We start from the raw sequence: 20,493 nt of genomic DNA, 5'->3' as shown, positions 1-20,493 counted from the left end.
CGACAACCATTCTGACACCGGGGGATACCGCCAGCTCTTGTGGATAGACTCCGTTGGCGCGGCACCAGGCGCTCTTGCTGCCTCGTCCATCGCTGCTGTGCCCAACACGGCATCGAAGCGCGCCGCCCCCGTCCAGATTCGCTCGCGGCCTGGCTGGGACAATGCCTCACTACACCAGCGCTCCAACGTCGACGCGCCCACACCGATTTCGTTGGCCACATCTTTGATCGATGCGCTCTCTGGCGGCAGCAGTCTCGCCACCGCCCTGTCTTTAAATTCTTGTCCGTATCGTGCCAATTCATGCTCCAGTCAACGCCCCCAAGTTTACTAAACCTATCGGAGCGACAACCATTCTGACACCGGGGGAGGGCTTGACAGTTATAGATGCGTTTGACGAAAAATTCAGCTTTAATCAGTTATCCTAGGCACAATGTCAAGGTACTTTGCCACTGTGGTAGCCCACAAAAAGTTTCCATCAGGCGTTTTGAGGACAGCACCGAATTGGTGGGACGTTTCGCAGGCACCGGATAGTTTTTGGCCTCTATCGCATTCAAACGTGGTTTCTTATCCACTGACGCATGGGCCATGATCGCTTCGGTAAAACCGAACCAGCTGGTCCTTCCTTGCGCCGTCAAATGATACAGACCGGAGCGTGCCTGCCACCATGCTTGCTGGTCGCTTGCCGTCAGGCTTTGCGCCACGATATGCGCCGTGGTATCGGCGATGGTACGACTCCACGTCGGTGCGCCGAACTGATCGGATACGATACTTAGTTCTTCGCGCTCCTTTGCCAGGCGCAGCATGGTCAACAGAAAGTTCTTGCCATGTGTGCTATAGACCCAGCTGGTGCGCAAGATCAGGTGCGGGATGCCTGTGGCCTGGATCGCCTGTTCCCCGGCCAGCTTGCTGCTGCCGTAGACATTGATCGGGCAGGTCGGATCGGTTTCGACGTAGGGCCCATCTTTCGAGCCATCAAACACGTAGTCGGTGCTGTAATGGATCATCGCGGCACCCAGTTTTTTCGCCTCCTCCGCCATCACGCCCGGCGCTTCACCGTTGATGCGCATTGCCAGTTCAGGCTCGCTCTCGGCCTTGTCGACAGCGGTGTAGGCGGCCGGATTGACGATCAGGGTCGGCTTGATGCGGCGGATTACGTCGCGCACCTGGTCCAGGTCGGCCAGGTCTATCTGGCTGCGGTCTAGCGCGATGATCTCTCCCAGACCTTGCAGGCTGCGTTCCAGTTCGTAGCCGACCTGGCCGTTTTTTCCTGTAATTAAGATACGGCTCATATTTGTTTCCATGAAGGGGGGAGTGGCAGTGTTGCAGTGCTCAGGCGAAGACGTCGGCATTGGCCAGCAATGTGCCGACTTTGTCCTTGCCTGACAGTAACGGTTCGCCGTCCAGCGGCCAGTCGATGCCGATCGCCGGGTCATTCCACAGGATGCTGCGTTCGAATTCCGGCGCCCAATAGTCGGTGGTCTTGTACAGGAACTCTGCGCTTTCGCTGGTCACCACGAAGCCGTGGGCGAAACCTTCAGGTATCCATAACTGGCGTTTGTTGGCGGCCGACAGGACTACGCCGGTCCACTTGCCGAAAGTTGGCGAACTTTTACGCAGGTCAACGACGACGTCGAAGACTTCGCCAGCGGTGACGCGCACCAGCTTGCCTTGTGGCTGCTGGATTTGGTAGTGCAGGCCGCGCAACACGCCCTTGGCGGATTTGGAGTGGTTGTCCTGCACGAAATCGCGCGTGATGCCAGTCAGTTCGGTAAAGCGTTTCTGGTTAAAACTCTCATAGAAAAAACCGCGATCATCGCCAAAGACAGTAGGCTCGATGATCAGGACGTCCGGAATTGCTGTGGTTTGAATTTGCATGGTATGGATGAGCCGTTCAGGCTTTAGTATATTTTTTCTTCGAGCAGGCGCAGCAGGTATTGACCGTAGGCGTTCTTTTTCAAGGGTTGCGCCAATGCTTCGAGTTTGGCGGCGTCGATGTAGCCGCGACGGTAGGCGATTTCTTCTGGGCAGGCAACTTTTAAGCCTTGGCGGTTCTCGATGGTGGCGATGAATTGGCCCGCTTCCAGCAACGATTCATGCGTGCCGGTATCGAGCCAGGCCATGCCGCGGCCCATCAGTTCGACGTTCAGCTGGCCGCGTTCCAGATAAATGCGGTTGACATCGGTGATTTCCAGCTCGCCACGTGGTGACGGAGCGATGCCGGCGGCGATGTCGCACACCTGGCTATCGTAGAAATACAGGCCGGTGACAGCGTAGTTCGATTTTGGCTTGAGCGGTTTTTCTTCGATGCTGACGGCGCGCCGCTGTGCGTCGAAGTCGACCACGCCATAGCGTTCCGGATCGGTGACATGGTAGGCGAAGACGGTGGAGCCGCTGGTGCGTGCGGAGGCTTCACGCAATTGCGATTCGAAGTCGTTACCGTAATAAATGTTGTCGCCTAAAATAAGCGCAGATGGCGCGTCGCCGACGAATTCACGGCCAATGATGAAGGCTTGCGCCAGGCCGTCAGGCGTGGGCTGCACGGCGTAGCTGAGCTTGATGCCCCATTGGCTGCCATCACCGAGCAACTCCTGGAACCGCGGCGTGTCTTGCGGCGTAGAGATGATCAAGATATCGCGTATGCCGGCCAGCATCAGGGTGGTCAGCGGATAGTAAATCATCGGCTTGTCATACACGGGCAGCAGCTGCTTCGACACGGCCATGGTGACGGGATACAGGCGCGTGCCTGAACCACCGGCCAGGATGATGCCTTTGCGTTCGATCGCTGCGCTCATCAGATTGCTTCCTTTGCCGCATCGCGTGCCGCATAGTTTTTTTCTACCCACTTCAAGTAGTCGCCCGATTGCACGTCGCGTACCCAGGCCTGGTTGTCCAGGTACCACTGGACGGTCTTGCGTATGCCCGTGGCGAAGGTCTCTGCCGGCTTCCAGCCCAGTTCGCGCTCGATCTTGCGCGCGTCGATGGCGTAGCGGCGGTCATGGCCTGGGCGATCCTGCACATACGTGATTTGTTCGCGATAGCTGCCAGAAGCCTTCGGATCGAGCGTATCGAGGATGTCGCACAGGGTATGCACAACTTCCAGATTGGCCATTTCATTCCAGCCGCCCACGTTGTAGACCTCGCCCGGACGTCCCGCTTCCAGCACGCGACGAATCGCCGAGCAATGGTCGCCCACATACAGCCAGTCGCGCACTTGCATGCCGTCGCCATAGATAGGTAAAGGCTTGCCGGCACGGGCGTTGCTGATGATGAGGGGAATCAGTTTTTCCGGAAAATGGAAAGAACCATAGTTGTTTGAGCAGTTGGTGGTGAGCACCGGCATGCCATACGTATGGAAATACGCGCGTACCAGATGGTCGGAGGCTGCTTTCGATGCCGAATAGGGGCTGTTCGGCGCATACGGCGTCGTTTCCGTGAATGGCGGATCTTGCGGACCCAGTGTGCCATAGACTTCATCGGTCGAGACGTGCAGGAAACGGAAACCATCCTTGGCCTCGCCCGTCAGGCTGGACCAATAGGCGCGCGTGGCTTCGAGCAAGCTGAAAGTGCCATTGACGTTGGTCGAAATGAATTCACCTGGGCTATGAATCGAGCGGTCGACATGGCTTTCCGCCGCAAAATGCAGGATGGCGCGCGGCTGGTGCTCTGCCAGCAAGCGGGAGATATGCGCGGTATCGCAAATATCGCCGCGCACAAAGATATGCCGCGGGTCTTGTTCCAGGCTGGCCAGATTGCTGAGATTGCCTGCGTAGGTCAGTTTATCGAGGTTGATGATGGGCTCATCATTTAGCGCCAGCCAATCGCGTACAAAATTTGAACCGATGAAGCCGGCGCCGCCGGTAACTAAAATCATGCTCTTATCCTTTTCTTGCCTTGCAAATTATTTAATTTTTGGCTGTATTTTTGTTAATACGCGCCATCTTTCTTGAAGATGACTTTGACCGTTTTCAGCAAAATGACGATGTCACTGAACAGAGACCAATTCTTGACATACCAGGCGTCGAGATAGACGCGCGTATCATAGCTGACATCGTTCCTGCCGCTCACTTGCCATAGACCCGTGACACCGGGTTTGGCTTCCAGGTAATAGTCTAGCTGTGTGCCATAGCGTTCCAGTTCGGCATCGACCACGGGACGTGGGCCTACCAGGCTCATTTCGCCTTTCAGTACGTTCCATAGCTGTGGCAGTTCATCCAGGCTGGTCTTGCGCAAGAAGTGGCCGATCGAGGTGATGCGCGGGTCGTTTTTCAGTTTGAAATCACGGTCCCATTCGGCACGGGCGACCGGGTCTCGTTCCAGTAACTCTTTCAACAGCACATCGGCATTCACGGCCATGGTGCGAAATTTATAGCAGAGGAAATGCTTGCCATTCTGGCCGACGCGTTTGTGGCCATAGAAGATGGGGCGGCCAGAGGCCATCACCTTGGCTGCGATCCACAGCAGGATGGGAGCGCCGACGATCATCACGGCGATCGACATCGTCAGGTCAAAGCAGCGCTTGATCAGTTGCAAACCTGGTCGCGCCAGGTTGTTGCGCATTGTCAGCAGTAGCACCTCATGTGTAAAGAAATGGTTGACCTCCATGCCATACAGGGGCAGGCCGCGTACGGCTGGTACCACCTGCATATTGGCAACGCAACGGCTGACTTGCTGGATCATGCCCTGATAGGCGTCAATGCCACCTTGCTCCAGCGCGACGACCGCATGTGGATCGCCCAGCATCTTGAGCGTTTTTTCCGGATCATCACCGAGCGAAATACAGGGAACGGACTGTTTGTTGCGGTTGAGGTAGTGATGTTCGAAGCGCTCCTGGCCTTCGGGGATCAGGAAGGCAATCAAGCGATAGCCCATCAACGCTTCCTCATCGAAGGCACGCGCTGTCTGCAAGGCATTGTCACCCCAGCCGATGATGACCATGGGGCGTATCCAGCCGCCCGCTTTCATCAGCAGGTACTTGACGATGCCGCGCAGCAGCAAGACAAAGCATGGCACCAGCAGCCAGGTGGCCAATAGTGCTTCGCGCGAGGAGTCGCGCTTGTCGAGGAATACCAGGGCCGCGTCGATCAGGCCCATGACCATGGTGACCTTCAGCAGTTCCTTGATTTCATTTGAGTACGGACGACGTTTGGCATGATGACCCTTCAACTTGAAGATCGCCAGAGTGACCAGGGATAGCAGGCTGTAGCTGAGCAGGCGCGAGCTATCCAGCCCGAAGCTGTTCAAGTCGCTGGTATCGAGGGTCCATTTGCCAGCGAGCCAGAATGCCATGAACAGGGCAAGTGCATCGGCAAAGGTGAGAAAGTATTTTTCTGCCCTGCTGCTGCAATACCATTTCACTTCCTGTACAAAGATGCCTTCGATTGGTTTCATGATGACTGGCTAAACCTTATAAACTTCAGTGTGAATTCTTGCGACGCCGCGTGCGCGGATATTGTGTATGTGTTCGATCAGGTACGGCCGTAGCGGTCTTCAAAGCGGACGATATCGTCTTCTCCAAGATAACTGCCTGACTGGGCCGTAACCTTGTTGTATCGCTTGCAGCGCCGCCGTGGCAATGGCCGGTGCCGCATTGCGGCGCATCGGTTCAAGCACCATGCGGGCATCGTTCAGGCCTATCTCACGCAACTGTTCCGCGACAATGAAACGCGACGACTCATTACATACCAGCAAAGCCGGCGCCAAGGCCTCAATACCAGCCAGCCGTTGCAGCGTCTGCTGCAACATGCTGGTCTCGCCGGACAAACGCAAGAACTGTTTGGGGTAGCCTTCACGCGACAGGGGCCACAAGCGTGTGCCGGAACCACCGCAAAGAATCACTGGTACAAGGGGAGTATTCATCTACGCATCAATTCAAAATTAAAACAGCTTCGCTAAAGGGGAACTGAGTCGTTAGTCGCTCGCAAAAAGCGATTATTGTTTTACGCAATTGTCATGCAAGCCACAAGGCGTGCTGAAAATCAGTATTGGTAAAGATAAAATATTTTAAAAAGGCATTATTTTAATGAATTATAGGAATCTATGTGTTTCTTCTCGCCATCTCGAATGTTGACGTGGACAGCGAGGTGCCTAGGCGCCCCATGCATTGTAATTTGCTTGGCAGCTATGGCTACTCAACTGAAAAACGTTTCCAGCAAAAAAGCAACAAAAATGCAGGCGGCACTCATGCTGAGGATGAACACAGCCCCTGCGGCACAATCCTTGGCGATCTTGATGCTGGGGTGCAGGCCAGGATGCAGGTGGTCAATCATGTGTTCAAGCGCCGTATTGAACAGTTCAGCTGCCAGCACCAGGCCACAGTTGAGTAGCAGCAGCGCCCACCAGATCATTGCCGGCTTGCTCCAGGCGAGCACGATCACGACCATGAGGGCGGCAATGCATTGCAAGCGAAAGCTCGATTCCAGACGCAGGGCGGCGGCAATGCCGCTCAAGGCAAATCCCATGCGCTTGAAAAAGGGCTGGTTCTTCATGGTGCGCGAGGCGCTTGAATGGTGTATCTCACGAACATGGCAGCTGGATTTCTTAATGGATAAATGAATACCGCATTTATGCATGCGCAATATTGCATCGTCCGTCAACACAGAAAAGCTGACGTCAGCCTCTTCGTTATTTTCTAAAAAGCAAAAAAGCCCATTTTCAAATGAAAAGGGCTTTTATTGCAATAGTTGACATATTTGATGTATATCAGCTATTGCGGTACCAGGCCTTCACCTTTCGGCTCGACATCAAGCTGCAGGATGGACCTACCTGTCGCTGCCTGGGCAGCCAGGTATTAATGGTGGGTTGGGGTGGTGTGCGTGGTGGTCGAGTCCGAGCTTGCTGCACCGGCCACAACGGCAACTGCTGCGCCGATGGCGATCAGGGCGCTCGTGCTCAGGCCGGCGATGGTGCCGGCAGCAGCGGCGCCAGCGCCAGCGGCACCAGCGGCTGGTGCCGCTGCTGCTGGAACAGGTGCGCCACCAACTGGTGCCGTCGTTTGAGCCATGGCTTGTGCGGAAGCGAAGCACAGGATTGCCGAAGCGATCAGAATTTTCTTCATGGGATATCCTTTTAGGTTGAACAGCGGGAATGCTAAACTGTCACGCGATTGTAGCAACATTTCTCTGGCCAGTCTGCGCTGCACAGTCCAAACCGATAATAATTTGTTCTATTTTAGCTGCATACCAGACCATTCACGGTGTCTCGTTGCCCGAAATGTTGCTATTTATCAATAAAAACGGTTCCGCGCAAACACGACAGCCTATGTTTTTTCTGAAATATTGCCAGAATTCCTGGTGAATGCGAAAGCGATCCACAAGTTTGCCAAGTCCTTGCCATCCCGCGTAAAATGCAGGCTTCGCGGGTGTAGCTCAATGGTAGAGCAGAAGCTTCCCAAGCGTGCGACTCGAGTCGCGCTACAGGCTAGCCAAGGCCTTCACACCACGTTTAAGAGTGTGAAAATTCAGTGCACCACTCGGCAATTGGGGTGGAAAATGAGTTGTAAAGTAGCGACGAAGGCTGTACAAGCAATTGTCTTGAGGTGTATCAATCGCCGGCAAGACCGAGGGTTCAGCCCCTCGTAGTCAAGGAGCGGTGCGTCACTGGTAACGGTGGGGTGCTAAGCGCTCTGACAATGTAGCCACCTTACGGGGTGTGCTTTATCTCGTGAGGGGTAAGGTATGATTTTGGCAGTTGCGGCCAGATGAGGCGCTAGGCTGGGTTGGATGGTTAACGTAAGTGAACTGCTATTAAACGTCGTCAAGCTTGACGAGTCGGACGCAACGGTAAGAGACTCGATGTGATCGGTTGTTTGCTTGCTTGGTGCAAACACGCTGACATTGGTATCACCGGCGAAAAGGCAGAACCTTCCCAATCCTGTTGCTTGTACGGAACGAGGTAAGCCTGATATGTCGTCTGGCCTGTATGGCAGACAAGGGTGACCGCAAGGTCACTTGATGGCACAGCAGGTAGAGGATGATGGAAAAAGCGAATGTCTCACTGTAATGGTGGGAATAGGGGATGAAAAGATCGCCCCGACGCGAAAGCGTGCAGACTTCCATTTGGTGATCTGTCGCACGACAGGTCTGTAAGTGAGCACCCAGCGGGGGAACGCATTGTCCCCGTGAGGGGAATAGTGCGTCCATCCCTTTTTGGGAACAGGGCGGGTGTAGCTCAATGGTAGAGCAACGGCTTCCCAAGCCGACGACGAGGGTTCGATTCCCTTCACCCGCTCCATTCAACCGGAGGTTGATATGGACGCAAGTCAATACGATTGTGATGTCGCCTCTACAGTTTGGAAGACCTGGCACGAAATACCGTGGATAGGCGCTTATCAAATTGTCGCGAGGCTGCAGACTAGAATTGCGAAGGCAGCAAAAGCAGGGCAATGGCGGAATGTGCGCTCCCTGCAGAGACTTCTGACCAAATCCTCAGGCGCGAAAGCGCTTGCTGTGAGGCGGGTAACGGAGAATCAAGGCCGTAGAACTCCCGGAGTGGATCAGCAACTTTGGAGTACCCCGGAAGAAAAGTGGCAGGCGGTTGTCGGTCTCGGCAACAAGAGATACAAGCCCTTGCCATTGCGTCGCATTTACATCCCGAAATCGAATGGTGAGAAACGTCCTCTGGGCATTCCCACTATGCGTGACCGGGCTATGCAAGCGCTGCACTTATTGGCGCTAGATCCTGTTGCCGAGACTACCGGCGATCCTCATTCATACGGTTTCAGACGTGAGCGCTCTACCGCAGATGCCATTGCCCAAGTACGAAATGTGCTGAGTGGCCATGACTGCGCACGGTGGATGCTGGAAGGGGATATCAAGGGCTGTTTCGACAATATCAGTCATGAATGGTTGCTCGCCAATGTCTGCATGGACAAAGGCGTGCTCGGTCAGTGGCTGAAAGCAGGGTTTATTGAGATGGGTAAGCTTTTTCCAACCCAGACAGGAACGCCACAGGGAGGCATCATTTCCCCGGTGTTGGCAAATATTGCGCTGGATGGACTGCAAGAAGAGCTGACGACACTTTTTTCTACGGTGCGGCAAGCTCGGGCGGCGAAAGTCAATCTGGTGCGTTACGCGGACGACTTTGTCATTACCGGCAGCTCGCGAGAGCTGTTGCAAGACAAGGTCAAGCCACTGGTCGAGAAGTTTCTGGCGGTCAGAGGCCTTGTTCTATCGGAATCAAAAACCAAGATCACCGAGGTGAGCGAGGGATTTGATTTCCTTGGCTGGAATGTGCGGTACTTCAAGAGTGTGATCGTTCAGCCCTCGAAGAAGAATCGCAAGGCATTTCTGGAGAGAGTCCGCGCCATTCTGGGCGCAAGAAAGGCTGCGTCGCAAACCGAAGTGATCGACAAGCTCACGCCAGTGATTCGGGGGTGGGCCAACTATCACAGAAGTCAAAACGCAACTCGGACATTTGTAAAATGCGACCATAGAATCTGGGAGGCTTTGTGGAGTTGGGCGGTTCGTCGTCACCCGAAGAAGGGGAGGCGATGGATCAAGCAGCGCTACTTCAAGCAACTCCATGGACGCGATTGGCGGTTTGCCGACAAGGACAAATTGCTGCCGGTTTTGGCACAGTACAAGCAGCGAAAACATGCCAAGATCAAAAGCGATGAGAACCCTTACGACCCGGCGTCTGACGAGTATTTTTCCAAGCGGCTTGCAAAGCGAATGGACAGCATGCTCGAAGGTCGGCGCAAGCTTCGGTGGTTGTGGTGGTGGCAGGAAGGACTCTGCCCCGTCTGCGACCAGAAGATCACACGCGAGACAGGGTGGCACTTGCACCATATAGTCAAGCGATCGGAACGAGGTTCGGACAAGCTGACGAATTTGGTGTTAGTTCATCCGAATTGCCATATGCAACACCATGTACGAGAAACACACGGTCCTGCCGGCACCTCAATGTATAAATAGGGTGCTTCGTGATTGCTTGAGCCGTATGCAGGGGAACTTGCACGTACGGTTCTTAGGGGAGGGGTGCGCAGCGATGCGCGCTCCTTACCCTCCTTACGACGAGGGTTCGATTCCCTTCACCCGCTCCAATGAGAAACGGCGTAAATCTGTTTTCGCCGCTTCACAAAGCTGTAGTGGTTTAATTTGCCCGGACACCTCAATAGGTGGAAAATCCACCATCTGAGGAAAAAGCATGACAACAAGAAAACGTAGAACCTTCGAGCCGAGCCTGAAACTGGAAGTGGTCCGGCTGATCAATGAGCAGGGCCAGAGCGTCCAGAACGTCAGCGAAAGCATGGGCATCGGCCAGACCGCGATCCGTCGCTGGCTGCAGCAGTACAGTGCCGAGCAGAACGGGCAACCCGGCATCGGCAAGCCGCTCACTGCCGAGCAGCAAAGAATCCGCCAACTGGAGCTGGAAAATCAGCAGCTACGGCAGGACGTCACCATCTTAAAAAAGGCCTCGGCCTTCTTTGCCCGCGAAATGAAGTGACCCATACGCTTATTCGCCAGCTGCAAAAGGAGGCCATCCCAGTCCAGCACAGCTGTCGCATCCTGGACGTGAGCCGATCTGGCTTTTACGAGGCGCAGCGTCGTTCTGCTAAACCGGTTTTGTGCAAAGCGAGCGTTCATCTGCGGGCCGCGTTTATGGCAAGCCATCAGAGCTACGGAAGCCGCCGACTGGTCACTGCCATGGCCAGCGCAGGGTTCGACATCGGGCGCTACAAGGTGCGCAGTTTGATGCGCCAGCAGGCTTTGAAGCCGGTCTGGAAGCGCAAGTTCGTCCATACGACGGACAGTAAGCACGACCTGCCAGTGGCCGCCAACGTGCTGAACCGACAGTTCAATCCGAGCGCGCCGAACCTGGCGTACGTCAGCGACATCACGTACATCCGTACCGGTGCCGGCTGGCTGTATCTGGCAACCGTGCTGGATCTGTACGCGCGCAAAGTGGTGGGCTGGGCCATGGCGCCAAGCATGCCAGCCAAGCTGGTCTGCGATGCGTTGACGATGGCCATCCAACAGCGCCGGCCGGCAGCCGGATTGATCGTCCATTCCGACCGGGGCAGTCAATATGCCAGCGAGCTTTACCAGGACCTACTGGCCAGCCACGGCTTCGTCTGCAGTATGAGCCGCAAAGGTAACTGCTGGGACAACGCCGTCGCTGAACGCTTCTTCTTGAACCTCAAGATGGAACGGGTCTGGCAGCGTCAATACGCTAACCACGCCGAGGCCAAAGCCGACATCACCGACTACATCGTCGGCTTCTACAACTGCAAGCGCATCAATTCAGCATTGGGCAATCTGCCACCCTCTGTCTACGAACAGAAAATGGCAGAACGTGAACCTATCGTTGTGTCCGAAATTACTTGACCACCGCAAGCAAAGATTGCTCCACAAAAGGCGTTCAGGCGAGCTTTTCATGGCCACGGCTAGGTTGCCGTTTACGCAATAAATTCTACTCATTTCATTTGTTGTATCAGAAAATTTTTCCGGGAAAAGCCCCCCGCTTTTGTATGCCCGTTCATGAAAAACTTGCACGAAAAGCTACAATCCTCCCCTAAAAGTTTAGATGTGTTGACTTGTGATTTTGGATTATTACACATGTAACAATCTGAGATGGCACGTAAGTATATGATTTTTAGGTGTATTATCTTAAAAATTCAACTTAATCCTCGGCGCTATTTAAGAAAAGCAGGATCGCTATGCCAGACTTCCACCACTTTGACCTGAAGCTTTTAAATCCCTCGTTCGACTCGCCGCTTGTCGATGTCCTAACGGAACTGGAACACTTGCGGCGATTGCAACTTGGGGGCACAACGCCCGCGTCCACCTTCTTCCAGCTCAAGCATATTTTCCACATGCTGGAAAGCCTCGGGTCTGCGCGAATTGAGGGCAACCATACGACTCTTGCAGACTATGTTGAGACTTCGGTGGAAGGGGGCACGAACGATAGCGACCAGGTGCGCGAGATCTCCAACATCGAAAAAGCGATGCAATATATCGAGGATGTGGTTACGCCGAATTCTGCGGTCTCGGAACACTTCATCCGGGAGCTGCACGCGCTGGCAGTGCATGACCTGGAGAGAGAGGGCGACCGCACGCCTGGCACATATCGAACGGGAGCGGTCCGCATTGCGAAGTCAGACCACCTTCCGCCAGATCCTGTCCTTGTACCTGGTTATATGGAAGAGCTGATGGGGTTCATCAATCGAGATGATCCTCCCAAGTATGCCTTGATCAAGGTTGCGTTGGCACATCATCGCTTTGGCTGGATTCACCCGTTTAGTAATGGTAATGGGCGCGTCGTGCGTTTGATGACCTATGCACTTCTGATCAAGTATGGCTTCAATGTCAAAACAGGCGGACGGGTGTTGAACCCGACTGCTGTTTTTTGCAATGACCGTGAGCGCTACTATGAGATGCTTTCTTGCGCCGACAAGGGGACGGATGAAAGCCTGGATCGCTGGTGCACCTACGTTTTGCAAGGCATCTTGGATGAACTGCAAAAAGTGGACCGGCTGACCGACTACACTTTCTTGAAGGAAAAAATCCTGATCCCCGCGCTTGCTTACTCTGTCCAGCGGCAATTGATCACGCATGAGGAACAGGCGATTTTGCTTGAGGTGGTCAAGTTGGGCATCGCAAAATCTGGTGACCTGGCCAAGGTGATGCCAGGCCTGAATCCAGCTCAGCGCACTTACCAGATCAAACGCCTGGTGGAAGGGAAGATGCTACAGCCGATCAAGCCTGGCGCACGCCAGTACACGATGTGCTTTACTAATAACTACCTGCTTCGCGGCGCCATCAACGCGCTATCCAACGAAGGGTTCATATCCGCGTCCTTGCTTGGTCCTGCGTAAGCAGGCTTGTAAGGTAATCCCTGCATGGATGCTAATTTACGCCACTGCTATAATGCCACTTTTGCGGATTGAGAACGGGCCGCAAGCCCGCATGGCTGTTGAATTTCTTGTCGAGCTTCCCAGCGACGAGGGTTCGATTCCCTTCACCCGCTCCATTTTTCGCTGGCGCCTGTTTTTATACGGCGCGGCCACTTATTTCTTCATTCCCATGTCTTCTGATACCCCAGCAAACGGCCCGGCGCGGCCGATGATGTACGATCCGACCGAACACCGCATCCGCAGCTTCGTGACCCGCGCGGGACGGCTGTCCGTCGCGCAGGCGCGCGCGCTTGAGACCTTGGGGCCGCAGTTCCTGTTGCCTTTCGCCAAGGAACCGCTGGACGTCGAACAGGTGTTCGGCCGCAAGGCGCCGGTCATCCTGGAAATCGGTTTTGGCATGGGGGCGACGACGGCGCATATCGCCAAGGCCATGCCGGAGAAGGATTTTATCGGTGTCGAAGTGCATACGCCCGGTGTCGGCAGTCTGTTGAAACTGATCGGCGAAGAGTCGCTGACGAATCTGCGCCTGCTGCAGCACGACGCCGTCGAAGTGCTCACGCACATGATTCCTGCCAATTCGCTGGCCGGCATCCACGTGTTTTTCCCCGATCCATGGCACAAGGCGCGCCACAACAAGCGCCGCCTGATCCAGTCGCCATTCGTCAAGCAATTGACCGATCGCCTGGCGCCGGGCGGCTATCTGCATTGCGCTACCGATTGGGAAGATTACGCAGTGCAAATGCTCGAGGTGCTGGGCGCCGAGCCGCAGTTGCACAATAGCGCCGATGGCTATGCGCCGCAGCCGGCGTATCGTCCGCTGACCAAGTTTGAAAACCGTGGCTTGAAACTGGGCCATGGCGTGTGGGATCTGGTCTTCATCAAGAACTAAACCTGGCGGTTTGCCCGCCGGTACCGTTTGCACGAAAACAAGCCTGCCGCGGCGACGCCGCAGGCTTTTTTTCATGCGCGCCAGCGTGCGCTCTAGGCACGGCGGGGGAATTACGCTAGCCTTATCTTTTTGTATTGATTGATATTATGTCCAAGAAAATACTCGTCACCGGCGCATCCGGTTTCATCGGCTCGCATACGTGCGTCGAATTGCTCGCTGCCGGCTTTGATGTGGTCGCGGTGGATAATCTGTGCAATAGCGCGCGCGAAGCGATGGCGCGCGTGGAGCGCATTGCCGGCAAAAGCGTGCCTTTCTATGAGGCTGACGTGCGCGACCGCACCGCCATGGCCGCCATCTTGCGCGAGCACGCCATCGATGCGGTCATCCATTTCGCGGGCTTGAAGGCTGTGGGCGAATCCGTGGCGCAGCCACTGATGTATATGGATAACAATGTATCGGGCACCGTGGCGCTGCTGGAAGTGCTGGCGGCGGCGAATGTGAAGCGTTTTGTGTTCAGCTCGTCGGCCACCGTGTACGGCGACCCGGAAGCCTTGCCGATCCTGGAAACGTCGCGCCTGTCCGTGACCAACCCGTACGGCCGCTCGAAGCTGATGGTCGAAGAGATCCTGGCCGATCTCGTGCATGCCGACGCCCAGTGGCAAGTCGGCGTGCTGCGCTACTTTAATCCGGTCGGGGCGCATGCCAGCGGCTTGATCGGTGAAGATCCGGCCGGCATCCCGAACAATCTGATGCCCTTCATCGCCCAGGTGGCCGTGGGCCGCCGCGAGCGCCTGGCCGTCTTCGGTAACGACTACGATACCCCCGATGGCACGGGCGTGCGCGACTACATCCACGTGGTCGACCTGGCGCTGGGCCACGTGGCCGCGCTGAACCGCCTGTTTTCCACCGAGGGCGGCTTCACCGTCAACCTGGGCACGGGCCACGGCTACAGCGTGCTCGACACCGTGCGCGCCTTCGAGGCTGCCAGCGGCCGCAAAGTCCCCTACGAGATCGTGCCGCGCCGCCCCGGCGACATCGCCAGCTGCTACGCCTCGGCCGACAAGGCGAAGCAATTGCTGGGCTGGCAAGCGCAGAAAAACATCGACGACATGTGCCGCGACCACTGGCGCTGGCAGCACCAGAACCCGCAAGGTTATTCAGCCTGACGCAAATCCGACGCCCATAAAAAATCCCGCTCACACGCAAGTGTGGCGGGATTTTTTTAGAGCGCCATCAACCCAATGGCGCCTGAAAAATGCCCAGGGCTAGGCGCCGCCCCGAAGACAGTACGCCAGTACGGCGAGGGGCGGGCAACAACGCCCTGGGCTTTTTCTCAGGCAGCCATTATGGGTAGAGGCCGCGCACTTCGCGCGCTTGCAGAACACGCGTGCACGCCAGGATGAAGGTGGCGGTACGCATCGACACTTTCTTCTCTTGCGACACTTGCCATACCGAATCGAACGCTTCGCGCATGATGCGGGTCAGGCGGCTGTTGATTTCTTCTTCGGTCCAGAAGAAGCTCGAGAAGTTCTGCGCCCACTCGAAGTAGCTGACGGTCACGCCGCCCGCGTTGGCCAGCACGTCCGGCACGATCAGTACGCCGCGGTCGGTCAGGATATCGTCCGCTGCCGGCAGGGTCGGGCCATTGGCGCCTTCCAGGATGATCTTGGCGCGGATGACTTGTGCGCGCTCAGCCGTGATCTGCTGTTCCAGCGCGGCCGGGATCAGGATGTCGCAATCGATGCCCCAGAAATCTTCGCGTGGCACGAATGCCTCGGCGCCCGGGAAGCCTTCGACGCTGCCCACTTCGGCCACGTGTGCCAGCAATTGCGGGATGTTCAGGCCGCCAGCATGCACCACGGTGGTCTTGTGGTCTTGTACCGCGACGATTTTCGAGCCGGCTTCCGCGAACATGCGGGCAGCGACGCCGCCCACGTTACCGAAACCTTGCACGATGACTTTCGCGCCTTCGAGCGACATGCCGACCTTGGCGGCCGCATCGCAACCGACGACGAACACGCCGCGGCCCGTCGCATCGCGGCGACCCAGGCTGCCGCCCAGCGAGATTGGCTTGCCCGTCACCACGCCGGTCGACATATTGCCGCCGATCATGGCGTAGCTGTCCATCATCCACGCCATGACTTGTTCATTCGTGTTGACGTCCGGCGCCGGGATATCCTTGTTCGGTCCGATGATCATGCTGATTTCGCTCGTGTAGCGGCGGGTCAGGCGTTGCAGTTCATTGCGCGACAGGGTCTTCGGATCGACGCGGATACCGCCCTTGGCGCCGCCGTATGGCACGTTGACCGCTGCATTCTTGACCGTCATCCAGGCCGACAGGGCCATCACTTCCGACAGGGTCACGTCCTGGTGGAAGCGCACGCCGCCCTTGCCCGGGCCGCGCGACAGATTGTGCTGCACGCGGTAGCCTTCGTAGTGGGCAATGGTGCCGTCATCGCGCTCGATAGGCACGTCGACCGTCAGGATGCGCTTAGGACGCTTCAGCGTTTCCACCCAGCGCGACAGGTTGCCCAGGTATGGCGTAACGCGGTCGATCTGCTCGAGGTAGACGCCCCATGGGCCCAGGTCTTCAGGATTGAGGTAGGAAGGAAGTGCGTGCTTGCTGGTCATGCTTGATAAGCTCCTGGACAATACGAATACGTTAGAGGCGCAGCCGAATGCAGCTGCGCGCAGCGGAACCGCATCGTAGGCGATAGCCTCATGCCCCGGCCAATGCTTTGTGCGCATCCGGTTATGCATTTATTGCATAGTTGTATTGCCAGGATTGCCAGTCAGGATGTCGCAGTCTCGCTGGCGCGTTTGCGGCGCTTGCCGCCGCGCGCCTTGCCATCCTGCGCCTGCACCAGGTACTGCCACAGGCTTTCGACGATGGGTTTTCCGGGACGCAGGCCCGACGGGCGTTCGCGGTATAAACGGATTTCCAGCTCGATCTCCCAGCCTGGCGCGCCGCCATCGGCGCGTGCAAGGTGCTTGTATTTGACGTCGCGCATGACGGCCGATTCGGGCAGGAAGGCGATGCCGCGCCCTTCCAGCGCCATCATTTTGAGGCCTTCGGCCATGTCCGTTTCGTAGCAGGTTTCCAGGAACAGCGGTGCCTTGGCGTCGGCCACCAGCAGTTCCACCATGCGGCCCAGGTAGGCGTTGCTGGTGTAGGAGAGGAAGGGTAGCGGCTCCTTGGCGCTGCCGGGCAGGACGAAGTCCGGCACCTTGTCCTGGCCGCAGCGCGCATACGCGCGCACGGTTTCGCGGCCCATCACCAGCATGTCGTAGCGGCCCGGGTCCAGCTGCACCGGCTGGCGCGGATGGTGATAGCACAGCAGCAGATCGCAGCCGCCGTCGACCAGCTGCAGCACGGCATCGTGCACGTTCAGCGCCATCAAACGGCTGTTGATCGGCGCAAAACCGTCTTCCAGCGCCGTCAGCCACTTCGGCATGAAGGTCAGCGACAGGGTATGCGGCACGGCGAAATCGACGCTCGTTTGCGTGGCCGCGCGCTTGCCGCGCAACAGGGCGCGCACGCCATTGATTTGTCCCAGCATTTCCAGCGCCTGTTCGTAGAACACGGCGCCGGCCGGCGTCAAGCGCGTGGGGTAGGAGGTGCGGTCGACCAGGTCGATGCCGAGCCAGTTTTCCAGCGACTGGATGCGCCGCGAGAAGGCCGGCTGGGTGACGTGGCGCAGGGCCGCGGAACGGCTGAAATTATGCGTTTCAGCGAGCGAGATGAAGTCTTCCAGCCATTTGGTTTCCATCGCAGGATCGTACCGCCTTTATGGGCAAATGCAAAGGGCGCAGGCGCCCGCCGGGCGAGATTTCTAAAATGCAATAAATAATTCTTTGCTATCTAAAACATCTGGCAGAATACTTCACTGCTGCGGCCAGCCATGGTGCCTGCTGCGCCGCATCTTCCCATGCGAAGTTTTCTTTTTTCAGGAATGCAATGAAACAGAAATTATTGATATCCCTGGCCCTTTCCGCCGCCGCGCAAATGGTCGTTCCCCTGCATGCCGCCACGCCGGCTGCATCCGCGACAGCGGCGCCGGCCGCCCAGGTGCCGTTCCAGCGCAGCACTTACGCCCTCAAGCAGCAGAAATTCGTGCTCAAGAACGGCCTGACCCTGATCGTGCATGAGGATCACAGCGTGCCCGTGGTGGCCGTGAACCTGTGGTACCACGTGGGTTCGCGCAACGAACAGCGCGGCAAGACGGGCTTTGCCCACCTGTTCGAGCACTTCTTCTTCAACGGGTCGGAAAATTACCCGCACGGCTTCCGTGAGGCGATGGACGACCTGGGCGCCAGCAACCGCAACGGCACAACGGATGGCGACCGCACCAATTTTTATGAAGACGTGCCGGTGTCCGCGCTGGAGCGTACGCTGTACCTGGAATCGGACCGCATGGGTTACCTGGGTAACTACATCTCGAAGGAGATGCTCGAACGCGAGCGCGGCGTGGTGCAGAATGAAAAGCGCCAGGGCGAGAACCAGCCATACGGCCGCGTGTGGCAAGAAATCAGTGCGCAGATGTATCCGTATTCGCACCCGTATTCATGGTCGACGATCGGCAGCATGGACGATTTGAATGCCGCTTCGCTGGACGATATCAAGCAGTGGTACCGCACCTATTATGGCCCGAACAACGCCGTCATTTCGCTGGCCGGCGACATCACGCCGGAGCGCGCTCTGGCGCTGGTGACGCAGTATTTCGGCGCCATCCCGCCGGGCCCGCCGCTGCCGCGCACGCAGAGCTGGATTCCGCGCCTGGACAGCAATATCCGCAGCGAGATGGAAGACCGCGTGCCGCAGGCACGCATCTACCGCAGCTACCATGCGCCGGCGGTCAGCGACCCCGAAGTGGCGCGCCTGTCGCTGCTGGCCGATGTGCTTGCGGGGTCGAAGAGTTCGCGCCTGATGCGCCGCCTGGTGTACGACAAAAGCCTGGCGACATCCGTCCAGGCGGGCGTCAACGAAGGAGAGCTGGGCAGCACCTTCAATATCATCGTGACGGTCAAGCCGGGCGTCTCGCCCGCCGATGCCGAGCGCGAGATGGAGAGCGTGCTGCAGCAGTTGCTGGTGCAGGGACCGACGGCAGCGGAGCTGGCGCGCGTCAAGACGAGCGCACTGGCGGGAGTAGCGCGTGGCAACGAACGTCTCGGCCGTCGGGCCAACCTGCTGTCGGAGAACGCGACGTTCGGCGCCACGCCGGAAGCGTATCTGGACAAGCTGGAAGCGGTCGCCAATGCCACGCCGGAGCAAGTCCGGCGCAGCGGCGCGGCCTGGCTCAATGGCTACAGCCACACCATGACCGTCAAACCGTTCGCGCAGCTGGCGGTGGAAAAATCCACGCTGGACCGCAAGCTTTTGCCGGCCCTCGGCACGCCGCCCGACGTGGCGTTTCCCGCCATCGAGCGCGCGCAGCTGAAAAATGGCGTGAAGGTCGTGCTGCTGCAGCGGCACGCGGCGCCCATCGTCAACGTGACCCTGGCACTCGACGCGGGCAGCGCCTCGGATAGCGCCGCCAAGGCGGGCACGGCGTCGCTGGCCATGGATTTGCTCGACAAGGGCACGCGCACGCGCAATACCTTCCAGCTATCCGACGCGCTTGAATCGCTGGGCGCCAGCCTGTCCAGCAGTTCGCTGGACGACCTCTCCCTGCTGCGACTGCAATCGACGGCGGGCAACCTGGCGCCATCGCTGGCGCTGATGGCCGACGCGGCCCTGCAGCCGGCCTTTGGTGAGGACCTGTTCGCGCAGCAGAAGCAGCGCCGGCTGGCGCAGATCGGCCAGGAAAAGGCCCAGCCGACCGGCCTGGCCATGCGCATCATGCCGGCTATCCTGTATGGCACGGAGAATGCCTATGGCCGGCCCGCTTCTGGCGATGTCAACAGCGTGCAAGGCCTGACGCGCGCCGACGTGGCGCAATGGCACGCCACCTGGTTCAAGCCGGGCAGCGCCACCCTTATCGTCACAGGCGACACCACGCTGGCGCAGCTGATGCCGGCACTGGAAGCGTCGTTCGGCAGCTGGAAGGGCGGTAGCGCGCCGGCCAAGGCGCTGGCCGCACCGGGCCGCACGGCGGGCAAGCGCGTCTTCCTGATCGACAAACCCGACGCGCCGCAATCGACCATTGTCGCCGCGCACCTGTCGCTGCCGCCGGGACAGCCGGAAGACCTGGCGATGGAACCCTTGATGCAGAACTTCGGCGGCATGGCCACCTCGCGCCTGAACCGCAATCTGCGGCTGGACAAGCACTGGAGCTACGGCACCAGCGGCGTGCTGACGCGTCCACGCGGCCAGCGCGCCTTCATGGTGCTGGCGCCAGTCCAGACGGACAAGACGCGCGAGGCGATGCAGGAAGTGGCGAAGGAAATCCGCGGCGTGGCGGGCGAGCGGCCGGTGCAGGGCGAAGAGTTCAACAGCATCATGCGCAATATGAACTCGCGCCTGGCTGGCCGTTTTGAAACCCTGGCAGCACTCGATTCGGCGGCATTGACGAGCCTTAACCAGGGTTTGCCTGACACGTACTGGTCCGCTTATTCGGCCAGGATGCGGACGCTCGACGAAGCGCAGCTGGCAAGTGCCGGCGCCAGGTTCGTGCGGCCCGACGAGCTGGTGTGGCTGGTCATCGGCGACCTGCGCAAGATCGAGGCGGGCGTGCGCGAACTGGGCTGGGGCGAGGTGACGGTACTCGATGCCGACGGCGTGCCGCTGGCACGATAATCGTTGAAACGGCGC

16 protein-coding genes, 1 tRNA gene and 1 pseudogene are annotated in these 20,493 nt (G+C 57.8%); 7 read left to right on the top strand and 11 right to left on the bottom strand.

Going from position 1 to position 20,493, the window contains the following annotated elements; all coding sequences use genetic code 11:
- Nucleotides 1-31 precede the first annotated feature (31 nt).
- The 9 genes and pseudogenes from CLU91_RS14155 to CLU91_RS14115 all read right to left on the bottom strand — a co-directional run.
- Nucleotides 32-297 (bottom strand): annotated as a pseudogene (locus CLU91_RS14155) (transposase); the annotation flags it as partial.
- A 119-nt stretch (nucleotides 298-416) separates the two neighbouring features.
- Entirely contained in the window at nucleotides 417-1,301 is an 885-nt protein-coding gene (gene rfbD / locus CLU91_RS14150) for a dTDP-4-dehydrorhamnose reductase (RefSeq protein WP_269800637.1), read from the bottom strand.
- 28 nt (nucleotides 1,302-1,329) lie between these two features.
- Nucleotides 1,330-1,875 (bottom strand): dTDP-4-dehydrorhamnose 3,5-epimerase, encoded by a 546-nt coding sequence (rfbC, locus tag CLU91_RS14145; RefSeq protein WP_100874676.1) that lies wholly within the window; start codon nucleotides 1,873-1,875, stop codon nucleotides 1,330-1,332.
- Nucleotides 1,876-1,898: 23 nt separating this feature from the next.
- On the bottom strand, nucleotides 1,899-2,792 hold the full coding sequence (gene rfbA, locus CLU91_RS14140) for a glucose-1-phosphate thymidylyltransferase RfbA (protein WP_100874675.1): 894 nt from the start codon (nucleotides 2,790-2,792) through the stop codon (nucleotides 1,899-1,901).
- Nucleotides 2,792-3,871, bottom strand: coding sequence for a dTDP-glucose 4,6-dehydratase (gene rfbB / locus CLU91_RS14135; protein WP_100874674.1), 1,080 nt, complete (start codon nucleotides 3,869-3,871; stop codon nucleotides 2,792-2,794). Before rfbB ends, rfbA begins: the two co-directional genes overlap by 1 nt.
- A 53-nt stretch (nucleotides 3,872-3,924) precedes the next feature.
- Nucleotides 3,925-5,388 (bottom strand): undecaprenyl-phosphate galactose phosphotransferase WbaP, encoded by a 1,464-nt coding sequence (wbaP, locus tag CLU91_RS14130; protein ID WP_100874673.1) that lies wholly within the window; start codon nucleotides 5,386-5,388, stop codon nucleotides 3,925-3,927.
- Nucleotides 5,389-5,487: 99 nt separating this feature from the next.
- Nucleotides 5,488-5,856: a sugar phosphate nucleotidyltransferase gene (locus CLU91_RS14125; protein WP_100874672.1), complete on the bottom strand. Its 369-nt coding sequence runs from the start codon at nucleotides 5,854-5,856 to the stop codon at nucleotides 5,488-5,490.
- Nucleotides 5,857-6,128: 272 nt separating this feature from the next.
- On the bottom strand, nucleotides 6,129-6,569 hold the full coding sequence (locus tag CLU91_RS14120) for a diacylglycerol kinase (RefSeq protein WP_232730929.1): 441 nt from the start codon (nucleotides 6,567-6,569) through the stop codon (nucleotides 6,129-6,131).
- A gap of 218 nt (nucleotides 6,570-6,787) precedes the next feature.
- The gene (locus CLU91_RS14115) at nucleotides 6,788-7,054 is read right to left on the bottom strand and encodes a hypothetical protein (protein WP_100874670.1); all 267 of its coding nucleotides are present in this window, start codon (nucleotides 7,052-7,054) and stop codon (nucleotides 6,788-6,790) included.
- A 1,101-nt stretch (nucleotides 7,055-8,155) separates the two neighbouring features.
- On the opposite strand from CLU91_RS14115, the gene CLU91_RS14110 reads away from it, so the two are divergent.
- The 6 genes from CLU91_RS14110 to galE all read left to right on the top strand — a co-directional run bounded on the left by CLU91_RS14110 (nucleotide 8,156) and on the right by galE (nucleotide 14,908).
- Nucleotides 8,156-8,229 (top strand) — tRNA-Gly (locus CLU91_RS14110).
- A gap of 17 nt (nucleotides 8,230-8,246) precedes the next feature.
- Nucleotides 8,247-9,911 (top strand): group II intron reverse transcriptase/maturase, encoded by a 1,665-nt coding sequence (gene ltrA / locus CLU91_RS14105; protein WP_100874669.1) that lies wholly within the window; start codon nucleotides 8,247-8,249, stop codon nucleotides 9,909-9,911.
- Between the two features lie 232 nt (nucleotides 9,912-10,143).
- A protein-coding gene (locus CLU91_RS14100; protein WP_232730747.1) for an IS3 family transposase occupies nucleotides 10,144-11,324 on the top strand; the annotation gives its coding sequence in 2 pieces (ribosomal slippage) (nucleotides 10,144-10,414 and nucleotides 10,414-11,324; 1,182 coding nt in all).
- Between the two features lie 332 nt (nucleotides 11,325-11,656).
- The gene (locus CLU91_RS14095) at nucleotides 11,657-12,814 is read left to right on the top strand and encodes a Fic family protein (protein ID WP_100874668.1); all 1,158 of its coding nucleotides are present in this window, start codon (nucleotides 11,657-11,659) and stop codon (nucleotides 12,812-12,814) included.
- Nucleotides 12,815-13,061: 247 nt separating this feature from the next.
- Nucleotides 13,062-13,742 carry a tRNA (guanosine(46)-N7)-methyltransferase TrmB gene (gene trmB / locus CLU91_RS14090; protein WP_100876736.1) on the top strand — a complete coding sequence of 227 codons (681 nt, stop codon included), beginning with the start codon at nucleotides 13,062-13,064 and terminating at the stop codon, nucleotides 13,740-13,742.
- A 146-nt stretch (nucleotides 13,743-13,888) separates the two neighbouring features.
- A complete protein-coding gene (gene galE / locus CLU91_RS14085) occupies nucleotides 13,889-14,908 on the top strand; it encodes a UDP-glucose 4-epimerase GalE (protein ID WP_100874667.1) in 1,020 nt (339 codons plus the stop codon).
- Between the two features lie 178 nt (nucleotides 14,909-15,086).
- On the opposite strand, the gene CLU91_RS14080 is transcribed toward galE, so the two are convergent.
- Both CLU91_RS14080 and CLU91_RS14075 read right to left on the bottom strand, forming a co-directional pair.
- Nucleotides 15,087-16,373 (bottom strand): Glu/Leu/Phe/Val family dehydrogenase, encoded by a 1,287-nt coding sequence (locus CLU91_RS14080; protein WP_100874666.1) that lies wholly within the window; start codon nucleotides 16,371-16,373, stop codon nucleotides 15,087-15,089.
- A gap of 161 nt (nucleotides 16,374-16,534) precedes the next feature.
- Nucleotides 16,535-17,512, bottom strand: a complete 978-nt coding sequence (locus CLU91_RS14075; protein ID WP_100874665.1) for a LysR family transcriptional regulator — start codon at nucleotides 17,510-17,512, stop codon at nucleotides 16,535-16,537.
- A gap of 188 nt (nucleotides 17,513-17,700) precedes the next feature.
- On the opposite strand from CLU91_RS14075, the gene CLU91_RS14070 reads away from it, so the two are divergent.
- On the top strand, nucleotides 17,701-20,478 hold the full coding sequence (locus CLU91_RS14070) for a M16 family metallopeptidase (protein ID WP_100874664.1): 2,778 nt from the start codon (nucleotides 17,701-17,703) through the stop codon (nucleotides 20,476-20,478).
- The last annotated feature ends 15 nt before the right edge of the window (nucleotides 20,479-20,493 follow it).

Origin of the sequence: Janthinobacterium sp. 64 (assembly GCF_002813325.1) — a bacterium.
GTDB lineage: Bacteria > Pseudomonadota > Gammaproteobacteria > Burkholderiales > Burkholderiaceae_D > Janthinobacterium.
Note: the sequence above shows the minus strand (reverse complement) of the source record. Positions and strands in the feature narration are given on the sequence as shown.

Coding starts and splice junctions, on each gene's coding strand:
- rfbD (WP_269800637.1), bottom strand. CDS start 1,301: ATGGAAACAAATATGAGCCGTATCTTAATTACAGGAAAAAACGGCCAG.
- rfbC (WP_100874676.1), bottom strand. CDS start 1,875: ATGCAAATTCAAACCACAGCAATTCCGGACGTCCTGATCATCGAGCCT.
- rfbA (WP_100874675.1), bottom strand. CDS start 2,792: ATGAGCGCAGCGATCGAACGCAAAGGCATCATCCTGGCCGGTGGTTCA.
- rfbB (WP_100874674.1), bottom strand. CDS start 3,871: ATGATTTTAGTTACCGGCGGCGCCGGCTTCATCGGTTCAAATTTTGTA.
- wbaP (WP_100874673.1), bottom strand. CDS start 5,388: ATGAAACCAATCGAAGGCATCTTTGTACAGGAAGTGAAATGGTATTGC.
- CLU91_RS14125 (WP_100874672.1), bottom strand. CDS start 5,856: ATGAATACTCCCCTTGTACCAGTGATTCTTTGCGGTGGTTCCGGCACA.
- CLU91_RS14120 (WP_232730929.1), bottom strand. CDS start 6,569: ATGCATAAATGCGGTATTCATTTATCCATTAAGAAATCCAGCTGCCAT.
- CLU91_RS14115 (WP_100874670.1), bottom strand. CDS start 7,054: ATGAAGAAAATTCTGATCGCTTCGGCAATCCTGTGCTTCGCTTCCGCA.
- ltrA (WP_100874669.1), top strand. CDS start 8,247: ATGGACGCAAGTCAATACGATTGTGATGTCGCCTCTACAGTTTGGAAG.
- CLU91_RS14095 (WP_100874668.1), top strand. CDS start 11,657: ATGCCAGACTTCCACCACTTTGACCTGAAGCTTTTAAATCCCTCGTTC.
- trmB (WP_100876736.1), top strand. CDS start 13,062: ATGATGTACGATCCGACCGAACACCGCATCCGCAGCTTCGTGACCCGC.
- galE (WP_100874667.1), top strand. CDS start 13,889: ATGTCCAAGAAAATACTCGTCACCGGCGCATCCGGTTTCATCGGCTCG.
- CLU91_RS14080 (WP_100874666.1), bottom strand. CDS start 16,373: ATGACCAGCAAGCACGCACTTCCTTCCTACCTCAATCCTGAAGACCTG.
- CLU91_RS14075 (WP_100874665.1), bottom strand. CDS start 17,512: ATGGAAACCAAATGGCTGGAAGACTTCATCTCGCTCGCTGAAACGCAT.
- CLU91_RS14070 (WP_100874664.1), top strand. CDS start 17,701: ATGAAACAGAAATTATTGATATCCCTGGCCCTTTCCGCCGCCGCGCAA.